The sequence below is a fragment of the Kiloniella litopenaei genome (assembly GCF_000982415.1).
Taxonomy (GTDB): Bacteria; Pseudomonadota; Alphaproteobacteria; order Kiloniellales; family Kiloniellaceae; genus Kiloniella; species Kiloniella litopenaei.
Genome location: NZ_LANI01000006.1, coordinates 57,833 through 73,653, shown reverse-complemented (window position 1 = coordinate 73,653; position 15,821 = coordinate 57,833). Strand labels below are relative to the sequence as shown.

Genomic DNA, 15,821 nt, shown 5'->3' with positions numbered 1-15,821 from the left:
AATATCACCTTTAAATCTCAAGAAAACTATCTTTTAAGCAAAACCAATGATGGGGCATGCTTTTTGTTAAAGCGGCGCCATAATTATGAATATTGCCGGAGGATAAAGAAGCGTCAGGCGCGTTCTGTTTTCGTGTTTTCAATTAGCGCGTCTTGTTGGGCTTGGTGGCGCATCCGGTTTTGTACCATTCTGTCGTATAGTTTTGTAACCAATTGACTGCCCGTTTTTTTAAAGGCACCGGGAATGAACGCATGGCACAGACAAACAAAAAAGCCAATGCACATATTAAATGAAAAATATAGAGCCTGCCCCATGTGCTCAAAATATGTTTCGTTCACAGATTGTGGATGGTTGATAAAAAGATTGTCGATAATTTTTTTCATTTTATTCACCAAGACATAGCAGTTAGTTTTGTTGCTTTTTCTCAGTATAGATCAACATTCAAGATGATTTTTTCTCATTTTTCGTGGTAATATATCTAATAATTGAGAAAATATCCCAAAAATAAGGTGTGGTATGAAGTTGGATGATGTTGACCTTCGGATTTTAAAGGAACTACAGCGGGATGCCAGTCGCCCCGCATCTGAGATTGCCGAGCTGGTCAATCTGTCGACCAACGCGTGCTGGCGGCGCATAAAGCTATTGCAGGAATCAGGCGTTATCAAAAAACAGGTCGCTTTGGTTGATCCGGCAATGGTGGGGAAAGAGTTGACGGTTTTTGTTGAGTTGAGAACGGCGCATCACGGGGATGGCTGGCTTGAGAGCTTTTCTGAAGGTATCAGCAAGATTGATGAGGTGGTTGAGTTTCATCGGCTCAACGGAAATGTTGATTACCTGTTGAAAATTCTGGTGTCCAGCATCGAAGACTATGATCGCGTTTATAAAAAGATTATTCGCACAGCGCCCTTGCATGATGTGACATCTTATTTCTCGATGGAAAAGATCAAGGAAACAACAGAGGTGCCGCTGGATAAACGCTAGGGCAGAGGGGAGCTGTTGCGCTCTTTTGCCAGTGTATTAGATCAGTCGGGTCCCGTTTTCTGCTTCCCAAGGCTTCATGGTCATGGCAGCATATTCTTCGACCACAATTTTTCTTCTGTACCGACCTTTCCCCATAGCGCAGAGCTCTATTATGACCGGATCTGAAACCTTTATCCATCAACCTTTTTGGTGGTCTGATTCTCGCTTTCAACCGGGCAGTTTTGTCCAGCCTGACCTTCCGCCCAAAAAATCTGATGTTGTAATCATTGGTGCTGGCTACACGGGACTTTCCGCAGCACTTACCTTGGCGCGTGCAGGGCGATCTGTTGTTGTTCTGGATGCCGAACGTCCGGGATGGGGCTGTTCGGCTCGTAACGGAGGATTATTGGGGCCAAGTTTTCATAAGCTTGGTCTGAAGGGGCTGGAGCGTGCCTATGGAAAAGAAAAAGCACGTGCCATTATGCGCGAAAGTCTGGATAGCATGCGATCGCTTGTTTCTTTTGTTGAAAAGGAAAAAATTGACTGCGAGTTGGTAATGCGCGGGCGGTTTCGCGGGGCCGTTCACCCCAAGCATTATGACAGTCTTGCCCGTCAGGTCGAGATCATGCAAAGAGAGCTTGGTCTCAACGTCCACATGGTGCCTAAATCTGAACAGCACTATGAAATCGGTTCTGACCTTTATCATGGCGGGGCTGTTTATGAAGATGATGGTACGCTTCAGCCTGCATTGCTGTTGCAAGGACTGTTACAAAAAGCCACTGAAGCTGGTGCAAAGATATATGGCGAGCAAGCGGTTCAGGATATTTCTGGTTCAGAAGGAAAACTAGAGGTTCGTACAAAGAGCCACTCTTTGATGGCACGTAATGTTATCGTCGCAACCAATGGCTACACGCCTAAAAACCTGAAATGGTTTCGTCGACGTCTTATACCGATCCGCTCTGCGGTAACAGCAACGGAAGAGCTGCCACCGGAAAAAATTCGCGAACTTTCCCCCAAACTAAGAGGTCATGGCGATACCCATCGTCTGGTTTTTTATTACCGCCCATCTGCGGATGGAAAGCGCATGATTTTTGGCGGTAGAGCAAAGGACCTCAAGGATAATCCGCAAGAATACGTTCCTTATCTCAGAAATGCGATGAGGCGGATTTATCCACAGTTACAATCTGTAAGGGTTGAATATGGCTGGTCCGGTGTTGTTGCCTATACCTTTGATCATGCCCCGCATGTGGGGGAAGTTGACGGCGTGCACTATGCAATGGGGTATTGTGGTTCGGGTGTTGGTCGCGCCGTTTATTTTGGACGGAAAACAGCCTTGAAGGTTTTAGGAGATCCGGAAGGGCGAACCGAGTTGGATGATCTGCCTTTTAAGAGCCGACAGCTTTATAACGGTTCCCCTTGGTTTATGCCTTTCATGATCCGCTGGCATGCTTTTGCGGACAGGATGGGGTGGTAGTTTATCTTTGGGCTGAAGCGAGCAGAGCGCCAAAGCTGACAAAAGTGACACCCAGAACGCGTCGAACAAGGCGAATGCGTTTCACACTATTCATAAAATTCTTTAACCGGCCACCCATCAAGGCAATTGTCAGGTGGTTCAAAAAGCAAAGGGCAGCGTAGGTTGCGGATAAGACTGTGGCCTGAAAGAGGGCTGAACCCTCTGCGCTCATAAAGGGAGGAAACAGCGCCAATATAACAACAATCGCCTTGGGATTGGTGAGGGATACAATCAGCGCAGTTGAAAAAAGTTTATGCTTTTGAGGCGGGAGTGTGTTTTGGTTTTCTTCTACCAAGCCGCTTTTATCCCTCCAGGTTTTAATGCCGAGCCAGATCAGATAGGCCGCGCCAATAAACTTTAGAATTGTAAAGGCCAGAGCTGACGTTTCCATAATGGTACCCAAACCTAGGGCAGCCCCAAACCCGAGGATAAACAAACCAAGCGCATTCCCTGTCGCGGACCAGATCGTTGCGCGCCCCCCAAACTTGAGCGTGTTGGAAAGGGCCAGGAATACTGCGGGGCCGGGGCTGATTGCAGGCGCAAGACTGACGGCAATGAAAAGAAGCCACACTTCTAATGTCATGGGAAAACTCGATTTTTAGGAACGTGATTGGTTAGATGGCTGATCCTGCGCTTCTTTTTCCTTTCGTGCAAGGTTGTGGTCATGCAAGGCTGTGGGGTTGAAAAGGAGATTTTTGCGTTTTCGTCACAATTCCTGATCCGTATTGATCCTTTTTGTCCTTTTGCTATTTGCGTAGTCTTTGAAAAATTTATGTTGAGATATACTGCTTAAGGATTAAATGATGGCTGGTCGTAATTCACTTTTCATCCCCGGACCAACAAATATGCCGGAACGTATTCGGCTGGCAATGGATGTAAATACCGAAGATCACCGCGCTATTTCTGCACCGGATTTTATGGTGCCTCTGTTTGAAGACCTGAAGAAAATCTTTCGGACAGACAAGGGGGAAGTGATTGTTTTTCCATCATCTGGAACAGGGGGATGGGAAGCGGCCATTACCAATACACTTTCACCGGGTGACAAGGTGCTTACAGCGCGCTTCGGACAGTTTTCAAGCCTGTGGATTGATTCGTGTCGCGCGCTCGGCATTGAGGTCGAAGATATAGATGTGCCGTGGGGCGAGGGCGCGCCAGTGGGACAAATTGCCGAGCGTCTGGCTGCTGATACACAGCATGAAATCAAAGGGGTTATTGTTTGCCACAATGAAACGGCGACCGGTGTCACATCCGATATCAAAGGTGTTCGGGCTGCTCTGGATGCCTGTAATCATCCGGCCCTACTTTATGTAGATGGTATCAGCTCCATTGGGGCCATTGAATTTGAGATGGATGCCTGGGGCGTTGATCTTGCTGTCGCTGGGTCGCAAAAGGGTTTTATGTTGCCAACGGGCCTTGGCATCATTGGGGTTAGCCAAAAGGCGCTGCAGGCTGGTGAAACAGCATCCTGTCCGCGCTTCTATTTTGATTTCAAGATGATGATTAATCAAACCCGTACCGGATTTGGTCCCTATACGCCAGCCATGGGACTGTTAAGAGGCTTGCGAGCTTCTGTAGATGTCTTGCTGGAAGAGGGTATGGAAAACGTGTGGCAAAGACATCATCGTCTGGCAGAAGGGGTGCGGCAGGCTGTTGCTGCATGGGGGTTGTCAACCTGTGCCAAAACACCTGAATGGCAATCTGATACTGTTACCGGTGTTATGGTTCCCGAGCATATTGATGGACAGGAAATCGTGAAACGGGCCTATCAGGATTACAACCTTTCTCTCGGTGGTGGACTTACCCAGGTTGCTGGAAAGTTATTCAGGATCGGGCACCTTGGTGATTTGAACGAATGTATGCTGTTTAGCGCACTTGGCGGCGCCGAAATGGTGATGCGTGATCTGGGGATGGACATTGAGCCGGGTAAAGGTGTTGGTGCTGCTATTGAATACTGGCATAAAAATAAATAGTCGTATGACACGGCGATTTACCAAAGGCTGTCTGTTTCAGGCAGCCTTTCTTGTTTCTGCTATTGAAACCTTGGGACAGGCCGCTTAGAAGGTGTATGTGTCGTTTTATGTGAAAAGCGACAGAATCCGGTTATTGTACCCATTACTCGTGCTAGATATTTGTAAAAGAGAACAAAATGTTTCCAGAACCCAAAGAAGGCAAAACCCGACGCGTTGGCTTTTTGCTCTTGCCCGGGTTTTCGATGAATTCTTTTACCTTCGCAATGGAGCCCTTGCGGGTTGCAAGCAAGGTCGCGCGCGAACCTCTCTACGATTGCCCTGTTTTTTCTCTGGATGGCAAGAATGTCGAGGCATCGAATGGATTGCGTCTGGAGGTACAGGGGGATCTGGCATCGGCGAGCGCGCCTGAAAATATTATTCTTTGTGGCGGTCATAATATATCCGGCTTTGACACCTCTGACTTTATGCCGTGGTTGAGATCCATTGGACGTCAGGGAAAGGTGATCGGGGCGCTTTATACGGCATCCTATTATCTGGCCAAAGCCGGGTTGGCGGATAAAACAAAATGTGCGGTTCATTGGGAATATTTATCGGCCTTCAAGGAAACATTTCCCGAAATTGACACCTCTAACGAACTGTTTGAAGTCAGTGCAAAGGGCTTTACCTGTGTTGGTGGCACAGCCGGTCTGGATATGATGTTGAACTTTATCTCTGACCTGCACGGCTTTGAGTTAGCGAGGATGGTGGCGGATCAGTTCGTACACGAACGGATCAGAGATCGGCGAGAGTTCCAGTACTTTGGTCTTTCAGCACGCTATTCCATTCAGGATCAGCGCCTGTTGCGGGTAATTCAGATTATGGAAGACCATTTGGAAGAGCCTTTGAGCCTTGAAGAACTCTCCAAGATCGCCGGGTCATCGCGTCGTCAACTGGAGCGCATGTTCAGTAAACAGTTCAATAAGTCTCCGGCCCGATACTATAGCGAACTGAGGCTCTATCGCTCACGGCAGTTGATCATGCAAACCAAGATGCGCATTATCGAAGTTGCTCTGGCCTGTGGTTATAACTCGTCTGCGCATTTCTCGCGTTGTTATCGTAACTTCTTTGGCTGCACACCGCTTTCAGAACGTAAACTTCCCAGTCAAACCCAGAAGTTATAAAACCCAGAAGTTATAACTGGTATTTTCGTAAACTACGTATATTTACGCTGATCCAATTTTTGCCTCTTTTCGCTTATAGTGTTCCTTAACGAGCAAGAAATGAGGTTGCGTTATGAAACGTCTAATCAAAAAAAGTTTTGCTGTAGCTATCGTGCCAGCGGTTCTGGGTGTGAGTGCAATTGGGCTTGTGTCCCTGTCGCCAGTCTATGCATCACAAACGTCGCAAGAGCAGGTCATTGAAGATGTGATCAGCGAAATTGAGCGGACGGTGATTAATCGTTATTTCGGTAAGGATGACCAGACGTCCCAAGATCACAAAAAGGATAAGGGCAAGGGGAAGAAAAAAGGTCTGCCACCCGGGTTGGCGAAAAAAGGATCTTTGCCGCCGGGGTTGCAAAAGCAACTGGATGAGAAAGGCTCACTGCCTCCGGGTCTGGCCAAGCGTGATCTTCCTGCCGACCTGCAAAGCAGATTGCCGCGCCGGGCAAACAGCCGGTTTGTTATCGTGGATGACGATGTTGTCTTGATTGACATATTGACCAACAAGGCGCTGGATGTTCTGGAAAACGTTTTAAAGAAATAATTATTAGATACCTCTAAATCATATCTTTTTTTTAGATTTCGGCGGGTTCCTGAAGTGCTTTGCGTTGCTTCAGGAAGCGTCCGAGTGTTCCGTGATTCGGGGCGAATACCATGGAAAATGCCTGGAGCAGGCAAGCGATAACGGCAATCATGCCCGCTGCATTGAGGGCATAGTCCGCACCGATCAGGAAGGGGCCAAAGGCCGCGATCAAATATCCCAGACACCCGGATAAAAGTGCAAAGGCAGAGGACAGGATAATCTGGGAACTCAGTTTATCGGTCCACATACGTGCCGTTGCTGCGGGGCAAATGAACATGGCAATGACCAGAATAGATCCAACGGCATCAAAAGCGGCAACGGCTGAGGTTGCGGTCATGACGATCAGTCCAATGCTGATGTAACGGGCATTGAAGCCCAGAGACGTTGCCATGGCAGGATCAAAGGTTGATATCTTCAGTTCCTTGAAAAAGAGGACAATCACAAACAGAACGAAAAGGGTAACGCCGCCAAGTCTGCTGATGCTTCCCGGCATTTGTGCCAGCCCATCTGCGGATAGTATATCAGACCAGTCGTTCAAGCCGAACCACAGTGTTGATTCCAGATTTCCGTAGAGGGCGTGTTCCACATCAAGATGAACGCCAGAGGCCCCGGTCTGTTCCAGTATGAGCACACCAAGGGCAAACATAGAGGTAAAAACCACACCCATGGCTGCGCCGGGTTCAACATTGCCAAGGCGTCGAATAACTTCGATTAACAGGGCCGATATAAGGGCTGCGCCCAAAGCACCGAGAAGCATGGGTAAGGTATCCAGCGTTCCGGACAGGAGATAACCAACAACAATACCAGGCAGAACAACGTGGCTCATGGCGTCACCGATCAGGCTCTGGCGTCTGAGGACGAGAAAATTACCCGGTAAACCACAGCAAAGACCAGCAAGGGATGCAACCAGTAAGGCAGGGAAGTCGATTTGTAGAAAATCTGCGAGAGGTAAATCCATTAGCCGATTTCCTTATTGGGGCTGTCAATTGACATTTCCAGTTCTTTGATCAGATCGCGTGGAAGGATGTCGGTAATCATGGCAAGAGACCAGCGGTTTTGCGCGAAGGCTTCTTCCGGATAGTCATTGAGATATTGATTCCAAAGTGCTTGATCTCTGGACATTATTTCCACTGTCCTCTGGCCTTTTTCAGTCAGGCTGTGATCGCTGTTCAGAACGCCTTCGCGTTTTAGCAGAAACGAAGCCAGTAAAGAGAGAGATACTTGATCTTTGCCGAGGGATAACAGTGCCCGGCGCCGTGTGATTTTCAGTCTAAAGGAAAACTGTCTCAAGGCGGTGGCAATGACGCCTCTTTTCGGGGCAAAGAGAAGAGAAAGTGTAAAGAGGGCCGTGGCTGTCAGTACAATTGTTGCCCCGGATGGCAAGTCGGGAGTAAGGGCAGATAGCGCTGCGCCAAGATAACAGCTCAGCCCGCCTGTAAAGGCAGAGATCGCGACCATAATACCCAAACGATCTGTCCAGAAGCGGGCCGCAACTGGTGGAATAATAACAAGGGCGATGATCAGAATAAGGCCGACGGTTTTAAGGCCGATAACCACCACGGCAAGCAACAGCGCCATCATTAACAGGTCGATTTTACTTACAGCCCACCCCCGTGAGGCGGCGTAATCAGGATCAAAGCAAACGAGGCCAAATTCTTTCATAAAGAGAACTGCGAGCAAGGTAATAACAAGAGCAGAAACAGCGATCATTTCTGCTTCGCTTTGCAGCATGCTGGCTGTGGAACCCAGCAGGTAGCTTTCCAGTCCGGCCTGACTACCACTTTTCAGGGTTTGGATATAGCTCATCAGGACAACGCCAAGTCCAAAAAAGGAGCTGAGCACTGTTCCAATCGCTGAATCTTCGGGAAGACGCGTGTTGTCCTTGATCCATTGTACCAGCAAGACCCCAAGAATGCCGCTCAATGTTGAGCCGACCATGAGGAAGGGAAGACTTTTGCCTGTTCCGGTCAGGGCCAGAGCAACGAGAAAGCCCAGTGTAATTCCGGGAAGGGTTGCGTGACTGATGGCATCACTGATCAAGGCCCGTTTGCGTAAAAGAGAAAAAACGCCGACAACGCCCCCTGCTGTGCCGAGTAAGCCGGCACCAAGCAGGACAACATTGGTGTTGTATCCGCTCTGGAAAGTTAGGATGTCAAAAAGTTCCTGAAGCACGGTTTTGCCTTATGGTGTTTTGTTTTTAAGTGAGATCCGTCGGGTCAGACTAGAAGACTGGGGGATCACTGACCTGCGAGTGACATTAACCCTGACAATTCCGAAGGGGCAAGACGGCCACCGTAGGCACGTTGCAGGTTTTCAGAGGTAAAGGCTTCGTGCATCGGGCCGCTTGCTACCGGCCTTACATTGAGAATAAGCGCATGATCGAAATAATCTGGCGCAGATTGAAGATCATGGTGAACACAGATTACTGTTTTTCCCTGATCTTTCAGTTTTTTCAAAACGTTGATAATGGCGCGTTCGGTAGCAGCATCGACACCGACAAAAGGTTCATCCATGAAGTAGAGTGATGCATCCTGTGCCAGTGCACGCGCAAGGAAAACACGCTGTTGTTGTCCACCGGACAGCTGTCCAATCTGTCGATCTGCAAAATCGGCCATGCCGACTTTCTCCAGATAGGCAAGGGCCTGTTCCTTGTGGCTTTTCCGAACGGGTTTTAACCAACCAATTTCGCCATACAGGCCCATGGTGACAACATCCAGCGCAGAGGCTGGGAAGTCCCAGTCAACACTGCCCCGTTGGGGAACATATCCGATGAGCTTGCGTTGTTTATCCACGGGCTTGCCATAAACCGTGATCTCTCCGGACAGTTTCGGGATCAAGCCGAGTGCCGCTTTGATAAAGGTTGACTTCCCGGCACCATTGGGGCCGACAACTGCAACGAGACCCTTTTCAGGCGCAATGAACGAGAGATCCCAGACCACTGGCTTGTGGTGATAGGAAACAGAAAGGCCCTCGACCGCCAAGGGAGCTTTCCTGGCAGCATCTGTGCTGAGAGATGTACTCGGTTGCAGTTTCAATAGTTTCGCCATCATCGGAAAGTTTCCCTTACAGCCTTAGTTAGCTGTGTGTTGCGTCAAGGTCAATTGTTTGCTCATGCCAGCCAGTGGGGCTTCGCCGCCAAGGGCACGGCTGATGACAGTTGCATTGTGGTCAAGCATGCCGATGTAGGTGCCTTCGTAAGTTCCCGCAGGCCCCATGGCATCGGAAAACAAGGTGCCGCCGATTGTTATATTATGTCCGCGTGCTTTGGCGCCTTCGATCAAGGCTTTTACATTGCGATCAGCGACCGAACTTTCTACAAAGACGGCTCTGATTTTCCTGGTAACAATCAAATCGACCAGATTTTCTATCTTTTTCAGGCCTGCTTCACTTGCTGTACTCAGGCCCTGAATACCGACAACTTCAAAGCCATATGCCTTGCCAAAATAATTGAAAGCATCGTGAGCCGAGATAACAACGCGCTCGTTAGAGGGAACCGTTGCGAGCACAGTTTCAACATATCCATTGAGCTGTTCCAGTTTGATGAGATATTCGGCAGCATTCTTGTCATAAAAGTCAGCATTTTCAGGGTCGTACGCTTTGATGACATCAAGCGCTTTACTGGTCACTGCCATCCACTTCCGTACATCCATCCATACATGTGGGTCGTTCTTGTTCTCGTAATCCTGACTGGTTAATAGCAGTGATTTGTTAATGGTTTCTGCCAAGGGGACAACGGGTTTATTTGTTGCCATACGCTCCAGAGCATCTTCCATCTGGGCTTCCAGATAGAGGCCGTTGTAGAGAACGATATCGGCTTTTGTCAGTGCGGCGACATCATATCTGTTCATCCGATAGGTATGGGGGTCAACGCCTTCACCCATCAGGCTAGTTACTTCCATCTTGTCCCCGACGATGTGACTGACAACATCTGCGATCTGGGCAATCGTTGTAATCACAACGGGTTTATCTGCTCTGGCTGACTGGCTGGAAGCGATGAGAATAAAGGCGACCAATATGGTCTTGGCTATGGAGGTAAAGGATTTAATTAACATCATTGGTTTCTTTTATCTGCTCTGCTTCTGAATCTTAAAGTGATCGATGGAATCGAGTCGTGAATAATTCCGGCAGCACTGATGCCGACAGGTGAATTTGTAGCCTAGGCTACATTTAGTGTCAATGGCATAAAATTTCAAGTGAGCCTTATTTATTTAGGAAGGCGATAACTTTGAGTTGATTATAGAGGGTACATAAGTGTGCTTGCTCTTTTACATTCGGGATTCTTTCAGGTAAGTAAGGCGAAGCAGAGTTCATATTAGATGAGTGGCGGAAGGCTATATTTAAGTCCATGACATCAGTAACTGACCCAAAAAACGACACAGAGGCTGAACTGGAGACTGACCCTAAGACTGGTCTGGAAGTTTCTGGGTTGAATGCATTGGAAGATGCTGAGCAGCAGGCTGCAAAGTTTGAACGTGTCCGCGAAGCTCACAAAACCGAAGTCGCCGAAGACTATGTCGAGTTGATTGATGATTTAATCAATGTGAACGGGGAAGCGCGAGTCGTGGAACTGGCAGAGCGCATGGGTGTCAGCCACGCCACTGTTAATAAAATTATACAGCGCCTTCAACGCGAAGGTTTGGTTATCTCAAAGCCCTATCGGTCTATATTCCTCACAGATGAAGGGCGCGCGTTGGCACTGGAGGCGCGCCGTCGGCATGAAATTGTGGTTCGCTTTTTGAAGGCCGCGGGTGTCAGTGATGAAACGGCAGAGATTGACGCCGAGGGTGTTGAACACCATGTGAGTGAAGAGACACTGAAATGTCTTTCTGCTTTAACACTTAAGATCGAGAAGTAAGCCGTTTGTTCTTTTAAATTTCCTGTTTGTCCTCTCGCTTATCTATAGGCAGATTTTCTTTTCTTTTTAGCTATTCTGAACAGAAAATCATATCAATGCGATTTTCGCTTTTGGTACGGGGGGTAAACGGGCTAAAGTGCGGCAGAAATTCGAATACTGAAAACGAAACTAACGAATTGGGGAAATCTCATGGCTCTTGAATTACCAGCTCTTCCATATGCTTACGACGCTCTGGGACCATATATGTCTGCAGAAACTCTTGAGTTCCACCACGATAAACACCACAACGCTTATGTTGTGAATGGTAACAAACTTCTTGAAGGTTCCGATCTGGAAGGCAAGTCTCTGGAAGATATCGTCAAAGGCTCTTTTGGCGATGCATCCAAAGCAGGCATTTTCAACAATGCTGCACAGCACTGGAACCACATTGAGTTCTGGAACATGATGAAGCCAAATGGTGGTGGCGCAATTCCTGGCGAACTTGAAAAGAAGATTATCGAAGACTTCGGTAGTGTTGATCAGTTCAAAGCTGACTTCGTGAACGCAGGTGTTACACAGTTCGGTTCCGGTTGGTGCTGGCTTGTACTGGACGACAGTGGCAAGCTTGCAGTGACAAAAACTGCAAATGGTGAAAACCCATTGGTTACTGGTGGCCACGCACTTCTCGGCTGTGACGTGTGGGAACACTCTTACTACATTGATTATCGCAATGCGCGTCCAGACTATGTAAAGGCCTTTGTTGATAGCCTGGTTAACTGGGAATATGTTGCAGAGCGCTTTTCAAAAGCCGGTTAATCGCAGCTGTGTCTCTGGTTAATGTTAATGAAAAACGGTCCGGTTATCGGGCCGTTTTTTGTATGTAATCTGGTATGCTATCGTCATGCTCTGGGATTGGGCTGATTGACGAATTTACTGGAATTTTGGCTTGAATTTCAGTGGGAAGATCAAGGTGGTTTTCTTTCCCGGTTCTTCCTGTTATTTTGCCAATACTTTTTACGTGTGTTGAAATAATTTAGTGATAATTCAGTGGCCAGACAGACGAAATATTCTGTTTGAGATAAGGAAAGTAAAACGGATGAGAGCATTAGGGCGTATTGCCGGAACAATGGTGGCTATTGTGGCTGGTTTTAGTTCTCTGGCAGGAAAAGTTCATGCTCAGGATTTGGTGGGTGAGCCTGCTCCTAATCAGCTTATTGCGTTTGATGGGCAAGACTATGCAGGTGCAGCGAAAGTTTTCGAACTCTCTGCTGATCAGCTCTATTCCTTTGTTCCTTCTCTTGGTGATCTTTCTGGCCGGGTTTCTTCTGTGAAACTTGGATCTCAAGTTGGTGCGATGTTCTTTGAAGGTCCATTGTTTCAGACCACTGATAAATCGTGTTCCCCTCTTTTGGGGAGCAAAGAAGAACCACACCTGCTTTGGCAGGGCGCGTCTGCTGATCTTGTTCCGCTGAAGCGGGTAAATGATGCACCTGTTTCAATGGCCGCGCCGCAAGATGACACCTATTCATCCATGATTCTTTATCGCCGGGATATGGGACCTCCTCCTGGGGTTCTTATGTTACAGCGTTTGAATACCTATAGCCGTGGTTGTGCAAACGTTCTTGAGCAACTGAACTACAGACGTGCTTTTATTCCTGCGTGGGACAAAGGGCGTACGGGATATTGCCAAAACCTGGTTGGTCCTACGACCTATGCCGGAGAACGTGGTACTTTCCGATTTAACGATAGTGACCAGCTGATTTTTATGCATCCGGATGGAATGGATGGGGCCTATCAGTCTGTGCGCCATCGCGTACGAGCCACATTGTATGACTTCCCCGACTGTCAGGGGAACCACGTGACATTCCCCTTCAAGGCAGAAAGCATCCGTAAATTTAACCTGGCAGATTATGGCTATAAAGGACGGGCGCGTTCGGTAAAAGTCGAATATGTATCAGGTCCGGCTGCCTCAATATCTGGTCTGGCGGTTGCAAGCTCTACGCCAAAGACTGTTGTGGCTAAAGCCTCTGCTGGACAAAATGTTGTATCACCATCTGTGTCTGCGCAATCACCTGTAGCAACAACAGAAGCCACTGCTGTCCAGAAGAGTGTAAGCGTCCAACCATCATCTGTTGCTGTGCAGAATCCTGCACCTGAAGCGGCGACCTCTGTTGCAGAACCGCAGACCTTTGTTGCTCCTGAGCCTCAAACATTTACTGCTCCTGCTCCTCAGACCTTTACGGCGCCCGAGCCGGGGACTACATTCCAGGCACCTGCATATAGTCCGGCAGATTCTGACCTTGTGGCAGCAGGGATTACCCCCGCAGGGGACGACGCCTTGATTCCTCAGCCAACACAGGCAACAGAGGGTGAACTTCAACGCCAGACGATTACATCGCAGCCCGAGAACTCGCTATTTACACCGTCTTATCAGCTGTTTGAAGCGCAGCCAGCGGAAAATGTCGAAAGCCAGCCTCTCGGTTCAACGACATCAGCTGAACAGGGAAGTTTACCCACTGAAACAGCACAACGTTTTGTCAGCCCTACGCCAGTTGGGGGAACAAGGTATGAATTTCCGGTATTTGATGCCTATCGTCTAAATTACTGTTTGACCCCTGGGACCAACTGTGGCGAACCCGCTGCGATAGAGTGGTGTAAGAAAAAAGGTCATGGGACAGCGGTTGCGTGGGTCAGGGATGACAACATCGGATCTCTTTTCCCGACGATCAACATGGGGTCAAAAGAAATTTGCTCTAGTTATCGCTGTGATGGTTTCAAAGAGCTGACTTGTGGAAACTAAGTATCCGTCTATACATTCACAAGGTTGAATACCCGAGACCTGCTTTTAGTTTGTAGCGGGATACTTGGGGATGGACTTGTTTGGGCAGTGTAAGATTTTGATCTTAATTTTGCGGGCGTGATTTGTATATTTCTGTCAGTAATGCAGCGTGTTTATTGATTGCGTCTGGCCCCTGATCCTGCCCGTCATATAGGCCAAGTTCACGTAATAAAATAAAAAATCCGCTACGTGGAATAGGTGGTGTGCCTCGACTAACAGCGAGGGGGACAAGTGAAAGAACACCATTTTTGTAATCTGTTCGGAATATGTCTTCCAGTGCAGTTGTTAGCTTGTGAATGATTTGTGGTCCGGGAATCTCAGCTTCTATAGCAAGCATGCGATAGCTGATTGTCTGGTGCTTTCTCGCGGTATCTTCGAGAACAGATCTGATTTTTCCTTCTAGATTATCTTTCACTAAATTGTTCCCTGAATATTTTGGGTATCTGGGGTATGAGTTCCGTGTTTGACAACGATTGTTTGGGGGGGCGCCTAATAATCTGCGGGCTTTGATGTCTCTGACTCGTTTCTGTTGCTTATATCCCGATTTTTGGAGCAGGGCTATAGCCACTACTTCTTGCTTGAATTTGTTGGGGTGACTCTGTACCACTTTCTGTAAATAAGAAACAATTTGGGCGCCAGAAATCTCATCAGAAGATTCATAAGGATAACAGGAAGTAATCATGACCCAATTTCAAACCATTGACGATCTTCAGTTAAGCGGAAAACGTACGCTTGTCAGGGTGGATTTCAATGTTCCAATCCGGGATGGAAAAATCACTGACAACAGTCGTATTGTGCGGGTCTTGCCAACAATACGGGATTTGAAGGCCCAAGGCGCGAAAATAATTTTGATGGCCCATTTTGGGCGTCCAAAAGGAAAGGCCGTTCCTGAAATGAGTTTGGCTCCCGTTGCGCAGGGCTTATCTGATGCACTGGGCGGAGAAGAAATAGCCTTTGCAAAGGATTGCATTGGTGCCGATGTTCTTGCGCAGGTTGATGCGATGAAAAACGGTGACATTCTTATGCTGGAGAACCTGCGTTTTCACGCAGGTGAAGAGGCGAATGATGCTACTTTTGCACAAGAGCTTGCCAAAATCGGGGATGTTTATATTAACGATGCTTTTTCGGCAGCTCATCGCGCTCATGCTTCTACCGAGGGATTGGCTAAACTACTTCCTGCTGCGGCGGGTCGCCTGATGCAAACCGAACTTGAACACCTGACGCAGGCATTGGGACAACCGAAACGGCCCGTAGCGGCGTTGGTCGGTGGAGCAAAGGTGTCAACAAAACTAGAGTTGCTCAGTAATCTGGTGAGCAAGGTTGATGTCTTGGTCATTGGCGGTGGTATGGCCAATACCTTTTTGAATGCGCAGGGGATCGAAATAGGGCGGTCCCTTTGCGAGCATGAGATGGCGGAAACTGCACGGGAAATTCTAAAAGAAGCAGAGGCTCAGAATTGCAAGGTAATGTTGCCGTCCGATGTGGTTGTTGCCGAAACCCTGGCCGCAAATGTTCCAACATCTACTGTTGAGGCTTCTGAGGTTCCAGAGAATCAAATGATTTTGGATGCGGGCGAAAAAACGGCTGGGGAAATCATTGTTGAATTGAAGAAATGTAAAACACTGGTTTGGAATGGTCCGCTTGGCTGTTTTGAAACAGAACCTTTCGATGCTGCAACAAATTCGGTAGCTCAAGCCGCGGCAGGTTTAACTGTGTCGGGTGAATTGCTTACTGTCGCGGGCGGAGGGGATACTGTTGCTGCCTTGATTCATGCAGGGGTTAATGACGATTTTTCATATATCTCTACCGCAGGGGGGGCCTTTCTAGAATGGCTAGAAGGCAAGGCGCTTCCGGGGGTTAAGGCATTGGAAAAAGCTGCACAATAAAGCGAACGTTGATTGTGTATAATTTTTTAGCTGGGGC

The 15,821-nt window shown here is 48.1% G+C and carries 16 protein-coding genes; 9 read left to right on the top strand and 7 right to left on the bottom strand.

Annotated features, from left to right (window positions below):
• Positions 1-113 precede the first annotated feature (113 nt).
• Complete coding sequence (locus tag WH95_RS10065) at positions 114-383, bottom strand: DUF6356 family protein (RefSeq protein ID WP_046506425.1); 270 nt, start codon at positions 381-383, stop codon at positions 114-116.
• Between the two features lie 133 nt (positions 384-516).
• Between WH95_RS10065 and WH95_RS10060 the strand changes: the two genes are divergently transcribed.
• On the top strand, positions 517-981 hold the full coding sequence (locus WH95_RS10060) for an Lrp/AsnC family transcriptional regulator (RefSeq protein WP_046506422.1): 465 nt from the start codon (positions 517-519) through the stop codon (positions 979-981).
• Positions 982-1,132: 151 nt separating this feature from the next.
• Complete coding sequence (locus WH95_RS10055; RefSeq protein ID WP_046506419.1) at positions 1,133-2,434, top strand: NAD(P)/FAD-dependent oxidoreductase; 1,302 nt, start codon at positions 1,133-1,135, stop codon at positions 2,432-2,434.
• A 1-nt stretch (position 2,435) separates the two neighbouring features.
• Here the strand turns inward: WH95_RS10055 and WH95_RS10050 are convergent, their stop codons facing one another.
• A complete protein-coding gene (locus WH95_RS10050) occupies positions 2,436-3,056 on the bottom strand; it encodes a LysE family translocator (protein ID WP_046506416.1) in 621 nt (206 codons plus the stop codon).
• A 217-nt stretch (positions 3,057-3,273) separates the two neighbouring features.
• Between WH95_RS10050 and WH95_RS10045 the strand changes: the two genes are divergently transcribed.
• The 3 genes from WH95_RS10045 (at position 3,274) to WH95_RS10035 (ending at position 6,186) form a co-directional block, all read left to right on the top strand.
• Complete coding sequence (locus tag WH95_RS10045) at positions 3,274-4,443, top strand: aminotransferase class V-fold PLP-dependent enzyme (RefSeq protein WP_245622962.1); 1,170 nt, start codon at positions 3,274-3,276, stop codon at positions 4,441-4,443.
• A 176-nt stretch (positions 4,444-4,619) separates the two neighbouring features.
• Positions 4,620-5,603 carry a GlxA family transcriptional regulator gene (locus tag WH95_RS10040; protein ID WP_046506410.1) on the top strand — a complete coding sequence of 328 codons (984 nt, stop codon included), beginning with the start codon at positions 4,620-4,622 and terminating at the stop codon, positions 5,601-5,603.
• 112 nt (positions 5,604-5,715) lie between these two features.
• The gene (locus tag WH95_RS10035) at positions 5,716-6,186 is read left to right on the top strand and encodes a hypothetical protein (RefSeq protein WP_052741926.1); all 471 of its coding nucleotides are present in this window, start codon (positions 5,716-5,718) and stop codon (positions 6,184-6,186) included.
• Positions 6,187-6,217: 31 nt separating this feature from the next.
• Here the strand turns inward: WH95_RS10035 and WH95_RS10030 are convergent, their stop codons facing one another.
• The 4 genes from WH95_RS10030 to WH95_RS10015 form a co-directional block, all read right to left on the bottom strand.
• A complete protein-coding gene (locus WH95_RS10030) occupies positions 6,218-7,183 on the bottom strand; it encodes a metal ABC transporter permease (RefSeq protein ID WP_046506407.1) in 966 nt (321 codons plus the stop codon).
• Positions 7,183-8,397 (bottom strand): metal ABC transporter permease, encoded by a 1,215-nt coding sequence (locus WH95_RS10025; RefSeq protein ID WP_046506403.1) that lies wholly within the window; start codon positions 8,395-8,397, stop codon positions 7,183-7,185. Before WH95_RS10025 ends, WH95_RS10030 begins: the two co-directional genes overlap by 1 nt.
• Before the next feature lie 65 nt (positions 8,398-8,462).
• Positions 8,463-9,275 carry a metal ABC transporter ATP-binding protein gene (locus tag WH95_RS10020; protein ID WP_082114091.1) on the bottom strand — a complete coding sequence of 271 codons (813 nt, stop codon included), beginning with the start codon at positions 9,273-9,275 and terminating at the stop codon, positions 8,463-8,465.
• Positions 9,276-9,296: 21 nt separating this feature from the next.
• Entirely contained in the window at positions 9,297-10,280 is a 984-nt protein-coding gene (locus tag WH95_RS10015; protein ID WP_245622961.1) for a metal ABC transporter solute-binding protein, Zn/Mn family, read from the bottom strand.
• 290 nt (positions 10,281-10,570) lie between these two features.
• On the opposite strand from WH95_RS10015, the gene mntR reads away from it, so the two are divergent.
• The 3 genes from mntR to WH95_RS10000 all read left to right on the top strand — a co-directional run bounded on the left by mntR (position 10,571) and on the right by WH95_RS10000 (position 13,859).
• Positions 10,571-11,080 carry a manganese-binding transcriptional regulator MntR gene (gene mntR, locus WH95_RS10010; RefSeq protein ID WP_082114090.1) on the top strand — a complete coding sequence of 170 codons (510 nt, stop codon included), beginning with the start codon at positions 10,571-10,573 and terminating at the stop codon, positions 11,078-11,080.
• 189 nt (positions 11,081-11,269) lie between these two features.
• Entirely contained in the window at positions 11,270-11,875 is a 606-nt protein-coding gene (locus tag WH95_RS10005; protein ID WP_046506397.1) for a superoxide dismutase, read from the top strand.
• 280 nt (positions 11,876-12,155) lie between these two features.
• Positions 12,156-13,859 carry a hypothetical protein gene (locus WH95_RS10000; protein ID WP_046506395.1) on the top strand — a complete coding sequence of 568 codons (1,704 nt, stop codon included), beginning with the start codon at positions 12,156-12,158 and terminating at the stop codon, positions 13,857-13,859.
• A gap of 103 nt (positions 13,860-13,962) precedes the next feature.
• On the opposite strand, the gene WH95_RS09995 is transcribed toward WH95_RS10000, so the two are convergent.
• A complete protein-coding gene (locus WH95_RS09995) occupies positions 13,963-14,313 on the bottom strand; it encodes a hypothetical protein (RefSeq protein ID WP_046506392.1) in 351 nt (116 codons plus the stop codon).
• A 265-nt stretch (positions 14,314-14,578) separates the two neighbouring features.
• Here WH95_RS09995 and WH95_RS09990 point away from each other — a divergent pair, with 265 nt between their 5' ends.
• The gene (locus WH95_RS09990; protein ID WP_046506389.1) at positions 14,579-15,784 is read left to right on the top strand and encodes a phosphoglycerate kinase; all 1,206 of its coding nucleotides are present in this window, start codon (positions 14,579-14,581) and stop codon (positions 15,782-15,784) included.
• Positions 15,785-15,821: the final 37 nt, after the last annotated feature.

Excerpts from the sequence above, each read along its gene's own strand:
- mntR (WP_082114090.1), top strand. The coding sequence starts at position 10,571 with ATGACATCAGTAACTGACCCAAAAAACGACACAGAGGCTGAACTGGAG.
- WH95_RS10060 (WP_046506422.1), top strand. The coding sequence starts at position 517 with ATGAAGTTGGATGATGTTGACCTTCGGATTTTAAAGGAACTACAGCGG.
- WH95_RS10030 (WP_046506407.1), bottom strand. The coding sequence starts at position 7,183 with ATGGATTTACCTCTCGCAGATTTTCTACAAATCGACTTCCCTGCCTTA.
- WH95_RS10020 (WP_082114091.1), bottom strand. The coding sequence starts at position 9,275 with ATGATGGCGAAACTATTGAAACTGCAACCGAGTACATCTCTCAGCACA.
- WH95_RS10005 (WP_046506397.1), top strand. The coding sequence starts at position 11,270 with ATGGCTCTTGAATTACCAGCTCTTCCATATGCTTACGACGCTCTGGGA.
- WH95_RS10015 (WP_245622961.1), bottom strand. The coding sequence starts at position 10,280 with ATGATGTTAATTAAATCCTTTACCTCCATAGCCAAGACCATATTGGTC.
- WH95_RS10065 (WP_046506425.1), bottom strand. The coding sequence starts at position 383 with ATGAAAAAAATTATCGACAATCTTTTTATCAACCATCCACAATCTGTG.
- WH95_RS09990 (WP_046506389.1), top strand. The coding sequence starts at position 14,579 with ATGACCCAATTTCAAACCATTGACGATCTTCAGTTAAGCGGAAAACGT.
- WH95_RS10035 (WP_052741926.1), top strand. The coding sequence starts at position 5,716 with ATGAAACGTCTAATCAAAAAAAGTTTTGCTGTAGCTATCGTGCCAGCG.
- WH95_RS10045 (WP_245622962.1), top strand. The coding sequence starts at position 3,274 with ATGATGGCTGGTCGTAATTCACTTTTCATCCCCGGACCAACAAATATG.
- WH95_RS10040 (WP_046506410.1), top strand. The coding sequence starts at position 4,620 with ATGTTTCCAGAACCCAAAGAAGGCAAAACCCGACGCGTTGGCTTTTTG.
- WH95_RS10055 (WP_046506419.1), top strand. The coding sequence starts at position 1,133 with ATGACCGGATCTGAAACCTTTATCCATCAACCTTTTTGGTGGTCTGAT.
- WH95_RS10000 (WP_046506395.1), top strand. The coding sequence starts at position 12,156 with ATGAGAGCATTAGGGCGTATTGCCGGAACAATGGTGGCTATTGTGGCT.
- WH95_RS10050 (WP_046506416.1), bottom strand. The coding sequence starts at position 3,056 with ATGACATTAGAAGTGTGGCTTCTTTTCATTGCCGTCAGTCTTGCGCCT.